This window comes from Clostridium beijerinckii HUN142 (genome assembly GCF_000621745.1).
Classification (GTDB): domain Bacteria; phylum Bacillota; class Clostridia; order Clostridiales; family Clostridiaceae; genus Clostridium; species Clostridium beijerinckii_A.
In genome coordinates this window covers 62,463-74,483 of record NZ_JHXK01000019.1, presented here as the reverse complement: position 1 = coordinate 74,483, position 12,021 = coordinate 62,463, and the positions used below count along the sequence as shown (strand labels likewise).

Here is a 12,021-nt window from a genome sequence, read left to right as displayed (position 1 = left end):
TGTTACCGATTCAACTGAATATTTTATATATAGAGATCCTATCACTTTAATGCACTAGAATCCATTTATTCACATTTAATATAAGCTATTGTCTTTCCATTTTCCTAATTAACGCAAATAATAGGCAGAAATACTTAAAATTTAAGTACTTTTGCCTACTATTAAATTACTGTTAATTTAATTATCTATCATTTTCTACAAGTAAATGGATAATAGCACCACAAAGTTATCTCTTAAAGTATTTATATAATCCTATTTATACATATACTCTCTGGTCCATGGTAAATCATTATTTACTCCTTTATTAAATACAAATTGATGAATACTTATATTTCCCGAATTAAAAGATGCTGCACAAGCATTTAAATATAATCTCCACATTCTTATAAATGTTTCATCCTTAGTCTTCCTTATCTCTGGCAACGCATTCTCAAAATTCTTTGCCCAATGCTCTAGAGTTCTCCCATAATGAAGTCTTAGGTTTTCTGCATCAATTAAAGCGAACTTTTCATCCGACATACAATTAATTAATTCTCTAACTGCTGGCACATATCCGCCCGGGAATATATATTTATCAATCCATGTATTATTTCCTCCAACCTCTGTTGATGTTATACAGTGGAGTAAAGATACACCTTTATCGTTTAATAAATTATTAACATTTGAAAAATACTCTGCAAGATGATCTTGCCCTACATGTTCTAACATTCCGACACTAACGATTTTATCAAAACTTCTATTTTTTATTTCCCTATAATCTATAAGTTCAACTTCAACTAGATCCTCTAATCCTTCATTTTTTATTCTTTCTTTAACTTTTGCTAATTGTTCAGAACTTAAAGTTATTCCTGTCGCTTTTACTTTATATTTTTTTGCTGCAGAAATTATCAGTTCTCCCCAGCCACAACCTATATCGAGTAGTCTTTCACCTTCTTTTAAATTTAACTTTTTAAGAATATGCTCTACTTTATTCTTTTGCGCTTGGGTTAGTGAATCACTTTTAGATTTAAAGTATCCACATGAATATGTCATAGTATCATCTAACCATAATTTATAAAAGTCATTTCCAATATCATAGTGGTACTCAATATTTTTCTTACTATTTTTAATATTATTTGTAGCCATCCTTAGTAAATTTGCATATTTGTCACTATTACTCAAAAAACTTTCCTGATTATTATATAAGGATTCTATAACTTTTTGAATGCTCCCTTCAATATCTATTTTTTTAGTCATATAAGCTTCACCAAACGTTAATGAAGGATCCTTTATAATATCAGCCTTAGGAATAGGTTCGTTAAATATTATTCTAAATTCTGGATTTCCTTCCCCATAAATTTCTGAACTTCCATCCCAAAGTTTTAATTCAAAAGTATCTGAAAATAAATTCTTAAATAATGTTTTGTAAAATATTTTATCAATAATCATGATAGTCATCTCCCTATTTAAAATTAATTATTAAATATAGAACTTTAAACAGAAATATACAAATTAAATTTCTAAATAGATTCTAAACAATGTGATTTAATTCCAAGTGTTTTTGTGCTGCAATTGAAGCTGCATTAGAATTATGATCTTTTAAAGCTCTCCATATTTCTTCATGATGATTTTTTACAAGTATTTTATTAATAGTATGAACTTTTGAATTTTCAATATATTTTTCAACCAAAGAAGATATAGAAAACATTATAGTTGAAATTAAGTGATTGCCAGTAGCTTGCGCTATTTTATAATGAAATTTTTTGTCTAATACAGCACAAGCTTCAATATCTGAATTATTATTTAATTCGTCCATTATTTCCTTCAATTCTATAAGTTGTTCATCTGTTATATTTTTAGCGGCAATAGCTGCTGTTTCTGGTTCAATTATCTTTCTAAGCTCAAGAACATCCTGACTTTTGCTTCCTAGAAGTAAGAATACAATAGATAACGGTTCAAGCAGACTATTTTCGAAATTCTCATTGATAAAATTTCCTTCACCATGCTTAGATTCTATAAGCCCAAGCATTTGTAGCGATTTCAAAGCTTCCCTAACAGATGCTCTGCTAACTTCAAGCTTCTCACATAAATCTCTCTCTGAGGGTAACTTATCCCCACTCTTTAGTTCTCCTCTTTTAACAATTTCTTTTATTTGCTCTATTACTATTTCATATATCTTTGTACTTTTCACAGGACTTAACATCGATATCATCCTCTCAAAACTTTATATGTTTGCTTTTGATAAGTAGTTAAGTAATTCATCATAATTTCTTTCTGCCAATAGTTCTTTATTTTTTGAATTTTCTATCTTATGGTTATGCATATTAATATTTTTTCTAAAGCTATCCAATGTGCTCATGATAGCAGTTTTAAAAAGAGGAATACTATCAATTATTCTCTTTATCCCATATACATATTCATCATCACTTAATTTAAAACATTGAAATAATCCCGAGGTTAGCCTTCCATCAGAAAATATATATATATATCTATCGCTCATTTCATCAGATAAATTAACTTCAATTTTATGTTTGTACAGTCTAAAGATAACATCCCTACTTTTTATAAATATTGGAAATATGCTAGAAAAAAGCATTGCCATGTTATTATCTTCCTCATCAATTAAACCAGAGAAGTCATTTTCATTAAGTTTTAGTACAATTTCATCAGTAAATATACTATTTCTTATTTCTTTTCCTAACCTTATTTTTAACCTCTGTTCTCTCTCTTCAATTAATAAATTATCAATAGAATTAAACAACTTATTAATTGGACTTACTCCCTTTTTGTAATTATCTTTATTATCACCCAAGATAACACCCCCTCAACTAATTAAAAAACATTGAAAACAAATTCAATAATATAGGTGCTATCAGTACAGTAACAATCCCTGAAATTGCAATAGTTAAACTACTCATAGCCCCTTCGATTTCTCCTATTTCCATAGCTTTAGCCGTTCCAACAGCATGTGATGAACTTCCCATTGCAATTCCCATAGCTACTTTATCATTTATCCTTAATATTTTATATAAAAACGGTCCAATGATAGAACCTAGTATTCCAGTAATTATAATAGCAACAACAGCTACAGAAGGAAGCCCCCCTAACTGCTTAGATAGTGCCATTCCTATGGGCGTTGTTATAGATTTAGGAATTAATGATTTTGTAAGCTCACTTGACAGATTAAATGCCTTAGAAAGCAGAATTACAGATATTATCCCAGATACAGCTCCAAATAAAATACCTAGTAAAATAGGCAAAGCATTTTCTTTAAATAAAGAAAACTTTTTATATAGTGGCAATGCTAATGCAATAGTTGCTGGAGCCAAAAAGAAAGAAATCACTTGTCCTCCGCTATTATAATCATCATAATTGATATTAAACTTCAATAAAAATGTAATCAGAATTATTATTGCTATAAGCAATGGATTAAATATTGAAAGCTTAAGTTTTTGTTTTATTAAAAGACCTATTTCATAAGCAATAATAGATATTAAAACCCCAAAAACAGGTGAATTTATCATATCATTCATTTCGAAGTCACCTTCCTTAAAAATTTAACAACGTAGGCAGTCACAATCCAAACTACAAATGTGGAAATAACAACTATAGCAGAAAAAGGTACAATCTTACCTTTAATTGCTTGAAATGATGTCACTAACCCTACTCCAGCTGGAATAAACAAAAATGACATATGGGATATTAATACTTCACATATATCTTCAATCATCTCAACTTTAACAATTCCAAAATATAGTGACAAGAAAAGAAAAATAAGACCTAAAACTGTGCCTGGTATAGGTAATTTAAAAACTACTTGTACTATTGTTCCTAAAAAATATGATATTAGAATAATCATTAACTGTTTTAAATACTTCAACTAAAAATCACCTCTTATGTAAAAATTATTGGTATAGTGGTCTGACCAGTTGCTATTACTATATCATATTTATTTTCATATCTCAACTTCATAATATTCCAAAAATGTGGTTTTATTCTCCATATTTCCGATTGGCTCTCACTAACTACCTATATCTTTACTAATCTCTTTAAATATGAAAAGCACTTTAAATCTACTATTTTTAAGATTTAAAGTGCAAAGTTTATTTCTATATTGGAATAAATTTAAAAATTAATTCCATTCTTAACTTAATATATATTTTATAATTTATTTATACTTATTTCTTCTACTACAGAAAAACTCCAACATGATATCAGAACACTCTTTATCATATAACCATTTAGTACTTACAAAGGAATTTAACCATTTATTATTCGTAACATCAATTACTGAACCACAAGCTCCCATATCTTTATTAAATGTTCCAATATATATTTTAGATATTCTACTTTGAATTATCGCACCCGCACACATTGGACAAGGTTCTAATGTCACATACATTTCAGCTCTATTTAATCTCCAATCTCCAATAAATTTTGAAGCTTCTTTAATCGCTAAAATCTCAGCATGAGCGGTACTATCATTTAAGGTTTCTTTTAGATTATGAGCTCTTCCTATTATTTTATCATCCAATACAATTACTGCTCCTACTGGAATCTCTCCTTTTTTCATTGCCATCTTAGCTTCCTCTTTTGCAATTTTTAGAAAATCAACCATTTGTAATGCTCCCATCATAAATTTTCTTAACTAAAGATTTTTAATATTATACATGTTCCTTTCTCAACATTCTACCATATAATAAAAATATAAAATCATAAGTTTCATACTCATCGCTATCAACTTATATTCAATAATCAAATAAAAATCCAAAAATATAGAAGGGATATATTTAAAATATCTCCCTTCTATATATGAATTCATCTAACTCGGCTTAATTTAATTCATTTAGTGTCGGCATTGAAGCTATAGCACCGTAGTTCGTGCATGTTATCGCCCCTACCTTATTTGCAAATGAAACTATCTCTTTCCATCTATCAAAACTTATACTCTTTTTGTCATCAATATCAGATACCTGTCTTAATACAGCTCCAACAAATGCATCTCCTGCACCAGTGGAATCTACTTGCTTAATTTCTATAGATGGTATTACTTCATTCTTTCCATTAACACTTAAGTATGTGCCCTTAGACCCTAAAGTAACTGTTACAACCTTAACTCCAATTTCATGTAACTTGTTAACAGCGCTTTCTATATCTTTTTCTTTTGTTATTAAATATAATTCTTCATCACTTAGTTTCGTAAAGTTACTATATCTCAAGAATTTAACACAATCCTCAACAAACAACTCTAACTTGTCTTGAGTGATTAGTGCATCGCGGTAATTAGGATCAAATGATACATATATGTTATTAGATTTCGCATATTCTAATAGTTTAAAATATGTCTTTTTTAACTCTCCCTCTAAAAATCCCGTTGCAGACCCAAAATGAATTATATCTGAATTACTTATCTTCGATAAATCTATATTATCAAACGAATATTCCCCATCACTACCTCTTAGGAAGTCAAAGTTACGTTCACCAATTGCATCAATTCCAACTAATGCAATTGTTGTACTTCCTCTTTCTACGGTCATCTCAGTATTTATATTCAAGCTTTTTAGCAACTCAACTAAATGCTTACCAAAAAAATCATTACCTACTTGTCCTAAAAAATAAGCATTACCTTCTAATTTACAAATACTCGCCGCTACATTTGCTGGTGCTCCACCTGCTTTTTTCTCAAATTTCTCTCCATTTTTTAAACCTTTATTATCTACACAAACCATATCAATTAAAAGTTCTCCAATGCAAAAAACATTATTATTCATACTTCACACTCCTTAAGTTCCATATATTTAGCTCATTAATTGTAATTTTGCTATCATTTCTTATTTGAAGTTCTAATCCTTCACTCTTAGGGTAATATGTTAATGTTGTTACTTCTAATCCATCTTGATAATATATTTCCATCACCGAATTGTCAATAAATACATTCAATTTTAATTCTTGCGAAGCTTTTAATTTAAATTTTCTTATCCCCTTTCCACCAATTCCCATATTACTTCTATCAACTAGGCATATTTGTTTCATGACATCATAAATTATTGATATCGATTCATCATTAAATTTAAATTTAATTTCTGTAGATTCAACACCGTTAATTTCCAAATTCAACTCTATTTCTACCGAGCGTGAATTTAAAGCCAAATTATAGCTATTAGAAGCTAAACCTTTAATATTTATTAATTGATTTTTCCTTAAATTCATCATTTCATCAAGAGGTCTTTGGTAAAGAATATTATTCTTATACTCTAAAACTCTAGGCATAGTTAGTGAATACATCCATCCATGCTTATATGTCGGATATTCAGAGTCCCTATCTGGCATTCCGATCCATCCAATCATTATATTCTCACCATTATGCTTAAATATTTGTGGAGCATAAAAATCAAATCCCATATCTAATTCTTTAAATCTACTATGATTTTTCAACTCAACGCTCTTTATATCTAGCTCACCAATTACATATCCTGACTGATATAAATTTTGATTTTTCAATTCTTCTTTTTCTAAACCTTGTGGTGAAAATATAAATGCATGTTTGCCTTTACTTATACTTATTATATTGGGACATTCCCACATGTATCCAAAGTCCTTCATATCTGTCTTTAACTCACCAAGCAAGCTCCATTTAACTGAATCTATTGATTCATAAATTAAAGCTCTTCCTTTTAAATCTTCACTTTGAACACCTAATATCATGTAATAAGTGTCATCTTCTATAAATACATATGGATCTCTAAAGTGAGATGTATATCCGTTTGGCTGTTTGTCTATAATTACTCCATATTTATCTATTATTCCATCTTTATGATAAGTGGCTAAGCACTGATATGACTCTCTTTCACCATTTGTACCTTTTACGTTTCCTGTGTAGTATAACTTTAACTCATTATCTTTAACCAATCCACAACCTGAATAGCATCCATTTCTATCAAACCAATCTTGTGGTTTTAACGCTATTTTGGGCTTAGTAAAGTTAATGAAATTGGTTGTTGTTACTAATCCCCAGTGCTTTGTTTTATGCTCACATCCAAATGGATTCCATTGATAGAATATATGAAACTTATTGTCGTAATAACTTAATCCATTTGGGTCATTGATCAAACCAAATGGCATCTCAATGTGAAAGTTGTTTTGCCATCTACTCGTTTCTTTATTACTGTAATAATTATTTAATTTTTGGTTTATTTCCTGGTATGATTTTGGGTTTGGCATCTTTCCTCTTCTCCTATTAATTTAATTAATCCCACCCACACTTTCTCTTTCTATTAGCTTCAAGGAAGTATCTTTATTCTCTTCTAACTCTTTTCCCTCTATTAAATCCAGGATTCCTTGAGCTGCTTTTATACCGATTAATTCATAATCAAAAGCTACTGTCGTAAGTGTAGGGTATGAAACACTTCCTATGTCATATCCTCCAAATCCAGCTACCGAAATTTCTTCTGGAACCTTAATATTATTTTCATGCAAGTATCTAAGCACTCCTAGACAAATATTATCAGTTGCACAAACTATTGCTGTCGGCCTATACTCTAACGCCTTGCTAGCCTTACTATATGCATTAGTAAATGAAAAATCAGTTTCAACAAATTGGACATTACAATCTGGATTATCTTTCTTTACAGCATCAATGAATCCGTTTTTACGATCCACTCCCACCGCTATATCCCATTCATTCACTCCTAAAAATACTATATTTGTATGTCCTTTAGACTTAAAGTAACTTCCAAGGATTTTCCCTGCTTCATAATCATCTATTTTTATATAATTAGTAAATTCATTTTTTTGTCCTGTAAATATAGTTGGAATACTAAGCTTACTAATTAATTGAATATGCTTTTTAGTAATAGCCATAGAATTAATAATTATTCCATCAACCCCTTGCTGATAAAGGCTATTAATATTCGCTAACTCTTTTTCTATATCCAATTCACTGATCAAAATAATTCCTTGATAATCATTTTCCATTAACTTTTTATTGATACCAGTTAACACCTTGCCTATTGTAACAGAATCAATTCTAGGAATTACAATTCCAACTAACCCACTTCTTTTAGTCTTTAATCTCTTTGCAAAAAAATTAGTTTCAAATCCGGTCTTTTCAATCGCTTCTTTTATCTTTTTAGCATTTTCTTCGCTCACATATCCATTATTCAAGTATCTAGAAACACTACTCTTTGAAACATTGACCATATTAGCAATATCTTGAATTGTGACTTTTCGATCCATATTATCCTCCATATATGTTTTATATAAATATTATTATATATCATTCCTACATATTATTGAAAAGATAACTTATAAACGTATATATATACTAATACATAAAAGAGAATTTTATATAACTTGATAGATTTAGCAGATAAAATTATACCTACTAAATCTATCTATAATACATCTGAATATTATTTTCTTATTTCTATTCTTCTGCCTTAAAGAAGAAGAATGTTAAGCAAAAAGCAACTGCTATAGCTATAGCATTAACTAAAATGTACCCTCCAAGATTGCCCACATACAATAACATACCTGGTAATGCTGTAATACCCATTCCGGTGCCTGCTAGGTGAAGTATTCCTGAAAGCATTCCACCAACGGCTCCTCCTGCACATCCAAATATAAAAGGTTTTATAAATCTTAAATTCACACCAAATATTGCTGGTTCAGTAATGCCTAAAAATGCTGGAATCGCTGATGAAATGTATAATGAACGTTTCTTTTTATCTTTTGTTTTGAATGCTACTGCTAAAGCTGCAGCACCTTGTGCTACAATACCACAAGTTATCATTGCATTAAATGCATCTTTTCCTGTGCTTGATAGTAATTCAACTTCTAAAGCATTTAATGCATGGTGAACTCCAGTAACAACTATAAGTTGATGCACGCCACCAACAACTAGTCCACCTAATCCAAATGGAAGGCCCATAAATCCTTTAATAGCTCCAAATATTAATTGTTCTGCATTATGCATAATTGGCCCAACTATTAATAATCCCAATATCATTGAAAATAATAATGTAATAAATGGTGTCACTATTAAATCTAATACATCTGGAACTACTTTCTTAAGTGCCTTTTGAGTTTTAGCTGCAATAATTCCTAAAACTAATGCTGGCAATACAGATCCTTGATATCCAACAACAGGAATACTTAATCCTAATATAGTTAGATTAATCGGAGTTGCTGTTCCTGCTGCCACAGCATAAGCATTTGGCAAACTCGGTGATACAAGCATTAATCCTATTACTATGCCTATTACTGGTGTCCCTCCAAACTTTTTCATCGTTGACCATGCAACTAACGCTGGTAAAAATGCAAAAGCAGTATCTGTTAATACTTGTGTAAAGAGAATAAAATTTTCATTCATTTGGATTCCTAGATTGGTTAAAAGGCCTCTTAACCCCATAAACAAACCTGTTGCGACTAATACTGGTATTATAGGTACAAATACATCTCCAAAAGTTCTAGATATTTTTTGGATTAATGTCATTTGACTATACGCTTCCTCTTTGTTATTTCCAGTTACCAAATCAGAATTTTGTCCAACTATAACATCATAAACCTTATTTACAAATCCTGTTCCAAGAATTATTTGATATTGCGCTGCTGCAAAAAATTGTCCTTTCACGCCATCAATATTCTCAATGGCTTTCTCATTTATCTTTTCCTTATCATTAAGTATAAGCCTTAATCTAGTTGCACAATGTTCTAATGATTTTATATTTTCTTTTCCGCCAATATGCTCTAGAATTTCTTTTGCCACTAGTTGTTCTTTCATTAATGTACCCTCCTAATTTGTTTTACTTTAAAAATCGTTTTCACAATCATATGATACCAGTTCCACATGTAGCGTGTCAATATTTTTTTCATGCAATTAATAGCTTTTTAATTTTTCTTCTATTCCTTACTATTCATCAAGTATTTATTTAAATATAATCAACTCTATACCTTAATCTATGTATGTTATAATATGAAAAAAAGTGACTCTTAACCTTGTGGTACTGTTCCCACTTATATTATTTATTATAAAGCTAAATCTATATTTAAAATAATTAATCCTTTGGAAATGAAAAAAAGTGTATTCCCTTTAATAATTTTAAGGAACACACTTATCCGCTATACTCTATTTTTAAAATGTCATTTTTTGAACGTAAATTATCTTAACTATTTTCTCAAGTTCTTCATTTAATGCTAATTGTATTATTTTTTTATTGTTCAATTCAAAAGTATAAATCTTTAATCCATTTATGTTAGTATTATAATACGCTTCCACACCGCTCTTAAGAGCATTTTTTCTCTCTGTAGGATATACTTTTTTCACGTCATCTCTACTAATCTTTTGCGCAATTTTTCTTCTGCTTGCATTGTAAACCTTAGTTATTGTTATATCGCCATTATACAACTCATACTCATAATCAATATACATAAAATAGCTTCCAACAAAAAATATTAATGCTACTATTCCTAATGCTATTCCAATTATTGGTGATGCAAAAACAATCATTAATGCAACTACCAAAAAAATAATTGAAATCTTTTGAAGTATGTTACTAATTCTCTTAGGTTTATCTGATGAAATAAACTGCTCCAAAACAACTTCCATATTCTCACTCCCTCTTTAAACAAGTTATATCTATAATAAATATTTTAAATTAGTTTATATTATATAGTAAATATAATATTTATTCTAATAAAAGCTATGTTTCACCAATACTTAATTATTATTATACATATTAAGAGCGTCCAATTGTATTAGTTCCTTTACTTTTTGTAAAATGTCACATACATTTCATATAAATTTCTATAATCCATCAGCTATAAACTTATATTTTTTGTTGATGATAAAAACAGATGAAAAAATTCATCTGTTCTCTACCATTGCAACAATCTATCAATCTCATTTTCCTGATCACTGTCTATTTTTATAGATTCTTTTACATCTATATCTATAGCTGCCTCATCAACTTTATCATCACTAATTTTTTTAATAGTTGAAGGTATCATATTTCCTCTCATTTTTTCAGCTATTAGCACAGTTATATATGCTGAAAAATCTAAACCAAGAGACTTGGCTTCTTTAGATGCAAATTCCTTAATATGGGGAGCTAAAGTAATTGTGGTTTTTATCTTTTTACACATTCTTACTCTTACCTATTATGTCATACGTCTTTACATTAATCATCTGTGCATCGTCCAACACTCTGTAGTCGCTCAAATAACTTTTAAGCAATAAGGCTCCCCCGCCTATAAAAACAAATCTCGAATACTTTGATTGCTCTGGAAATGCCTGTTTTATAGCATTTATTATTTCTCCCGCTCTCAAACTTAATACATTGTCAATATCTTTACTTACGTTTACTTCCTTGCCTTCTACAAATATAGCCTTATCTGCAATTATTTGTTCTGCCTTCATACGATTAGAATAGTTTACTCCATACTTGGTTAACTCTTGTAAAAGCACATCATATGTGGGATTTACTCCTAGTGGATATGTTCTACCTTCTTTAAATTGACCATTGCTCATATATGCTATGTCTAATGTACCACCACCTATATCTACTACTAGAGTATCCTTTTCTACTAGTGATTTATCATATAAAAATAATCCTGCCGATTGAGGAAATACGATTACTTTTGTAATAGTAAAACTTCTATTTTCTCCATTAAGCTTCATAAACACTCGTCTATTTTCAAGAGCTCTTATCAAAGAATTCTTTTGTTCTGCAAAAAATTGAGCCGGAAGTCCAGTTATAACTCTTACATTGTTATCTATTGTGGAACTCATTGTAGCTGCTATGGCTGTATATAAGCAAATATGAAATATAATATCCTTATCTCTTGAATGTTCAATACTGGTAAAACCATCATCATTACCAATTAAATATGTTTTATTATTGTACTCAACTGTATATTTAGCTGTCTCCAATTCGTGCATCTTTTCTTTTACGGTCGATGAAAAGGAGCCTTCTATATTATGTCCAATAAAGTTTGTTGTATTGTAGCCTATATCTGCACTGATTCTCATTTTTTAATCCCCCT

General features: G+C 29.6%; 13 protein-coding genes. All 13 read right to left on the bottom strand.

Annotated features, from left to right (window positions below):
- Window positions 1-252: 252 nt before the first annotated feature.
- Complete coding sequence (locus tag T483_RS0110115) at window positions 253-1,428, bottom strand: SAM-dependent methyltransferase (RefSeq protein WP_026886747.1); 1,176 nt, start codon at window positions 1,426-1,428, stop codon at window positions 253-255.
- A gap of 82 nt (window positions 1,429-1,510) precedes the next feature.
- Entirely contained in the window at window positions 1,511-2,182 is a 672-nt protein-coding gene (locus T483_RS0110110; protein ID WP_026886746.1) for a FadR/GntR family transcriptional regulator, read from the bottom strand.
- A 21-nt stretch (window positions 2,183-2,203) separates the two neighbouring features.
- The gene (locus tag T483_RS0110105; protein WP_026886745.1) at window positions 2,204-2,791 is read right to left on the bottom strand and encodes a hypothetical protein; all 588 of its coding nucleotides are present in this window, start codon (window positions 2,789-2,791) and stop codon (window positions 2,204-2,206) included.
- Between the two features lie 16 nt (window positions 2,792-2,807).
- Window positions 2,808-3,512, bottom strand: coding sequence for an LrgB family protein (locus tag T483_RS0110100; protein ID WP_026886744.1), 705 nt, complete (start codon window positions 3,510-3,512; stop codon window positions 2,808-2,810).
- Window positions 3,509-3,859, bottom strand: a complete 351-nt coding sequence (locus T483_RS0110095) for a CidA/LrgA family protein (RefSeq protein ID WP_026886743.1) — start codon at window positions 3,857-3,859, stop codon at window positions 3,509-3,511. The genes T483_RS0110100 and T483_RS0110095 overlap by 4 nt, the downstream gene beginning before the upstream one ends.
- Before the next feature lie 288 nt (window positions 3,860-4,147).
- Window positions 4,148-4,597 (bottom strand): nucleoside deaminase, encoded by a 450-nt coding sequence (locus T483_RS0110090; RefSeq protein ID WP_026886742.1) that lies wholly within the window; start codon window positions 4,595-4,597, stop codon window positions 4,148-4,150.
- A gap of 214 nt (window positions 4,598-4,811) precedes the next feature.
- Window positions 4,812-5,750, bottom strand: coding sequence for a carbohydrate kinase family protein (locus tag T483_RS0110085; RefSeq protein WP_026886741.1), 939 nt, complete (start codon window positions 5,748-5,750; stop codon window positions 4,812-4,814).
- Window positions 5,743-7,200, bottom strand: coding sequence for a glycoside hydrolase family 32 protein (locus T483_RS0110080; protein ID WP_026886740.1), 1,458 nt, complete (start codon window positions 7,198-7,200; stop codon window positions 5,743-5,745). Before T483_RS0110080 ends, T483_RS0110085 begins: the two co-directional genes overlap by 8 nt.
- A gap of 21 nt (window positions 7,201-7,221) precedes the next feature.
- Window positions 7,222-8,214, bottom strand: a complete 993-nt coding sequence (locus T483_RS0110075) for a LacI family DNA-binding transcriptional regulator (RefSeq protein ID WP_026886739.1) — start codon at window positions 8,212-8,214, stop codon at window positions 7,222-7,224.
- A 190-nt stretch (window positions 8,215-8,404) separates the two neighbouring features.
- Window positions 8,405-9,760, bottom strand: a complete 1,356-nt coding sequence (locus T483_RS0110070) for a sucrose-specific PTS transporter subunit IIBC (RefSeq protein WP_026886738.1) — start codon at window positions 9,758-9,760, stop codon at window positions 8,405-8,407.
- A gap of 351 nt (window positions 9,761-10,111) precedes the next feature.
- Entirely contained in the window at window positions 10,112-10,585 is a 474-nt protein-coding gene (locus T483_RS0110065; protein WP_026886737.1) for a hypothetical protein, read from the bottom strand.
- 269 nt (window positions 10,586-10,854) lie between these two features.
- Window positions 10,855-11,121, bottom strand: coding sequence for a hypothetical protein (locus T483_RS0110060; protein WP_026886736.1), 267 nt, complete (start codon window positions 11,119-11,121; stop codon window positions 10,855-10,857).
- The gene (locus T483_RS0110055; protein WP_026886735.1) at window positions 11,114-12,007 is read right to left on the bottom strand and encodes a ParM/StbA family protein; all 894 of its coding nucleotides are present in this window, start codon (window positions 12,005-12,007) and stop codon (window positions 11,114-11,116) included. The genes T483_RS0110060 and T483_RS0110055 overlap by 8 nt, the downstream gene beginning before the upstream one ends.
- Window positions 12,008-12,021 lie beyond the last annotated feature (14 nt).

What these genes read in the sequence shown, in the direction of transcription:
- T483_RS0110115 (WP_026886747.1), bottom strand. Translation starts at nt 1,428, where the DNA reads ATGATTATTGATAAAATATTTTACAAAACATTATTTAAGAATTTATTT.
- T483_RS0110110 (WP_026886746.1), bottom strand. Translation starts at nt 2,182, where the DNA reads ATGTTAAGTCCTGTGAAAAGTACAAAGATATATGAAATAGTAATAGAG.
- T483_RS0110100 (WP_026886744.1), bottom strand. Translation starts at nt 3,512, where the DNA reads ATGAATGATATGATAAATTCACCTGTTTTTGGGGTTTTAATATCTATT.
- T483_RS0110090 (WP_026886742.1), bottom strand. Translation starts at nt 4,597, where the DNA reads ATGGTTGATTTTCTAAAAATTGCAAAAGAGGAAGCTAAGATGGCAATG.
- T483_RS0110085 (WP_026886741.1), bottom strand. Translation starts at nt 5,750, where the DNA reads ATGAATAATAATGTTTTTTGCATTGGAGAACTTTTAATTGATATGGTT.
- T483_RS0110080 (WP_026886740.1), bottom strand. Translation starts at nt 7,200, where the DNA reads ATGCCAAACCCAAAATCATACCAGGAAATAAACCAAAAATTAAATAAT.
- T483_RS0110075 (WP_026886739.1), bottom strand. Translation starts at nt 8,214, where the DNA reads ATGGATCGAAAAGTCACAATTCAAGATATTGCTAATATGGTCAATGTT.
- T483_RS0110070 (WP_026886738.1), bottom strand. Translation starts at nt 9,760, where the DNA reads ATGAAAGAACAACTAGTGGCAAAAGAAATTCTAGAGCATATTGGCGGA.
- T483_RS0110065 (WP_026886737.1), bottom strand. Translation starts at nt 10,585, where the DNA reads ATGGAAGTTGTTTTGGAGCAGTTTATTTCATCAGATAAACCTAAGAGA.
- T483_RS0110060 (WP_026886736.1), bottom strand. Translation starts at nt 11,121, where the DNA reads ATGTGTAAAAAGATAAAAACCACAATTACTTTAGCTCCCCATATTAAG.
- T483_RS0110055 (WP_026886735.1), bottom strand. Translation starts at nt 12,007, where the DNA reads ATGAGAATCAGTGCAGATATAGGCTACAATACAACAAACTTTATTGGA.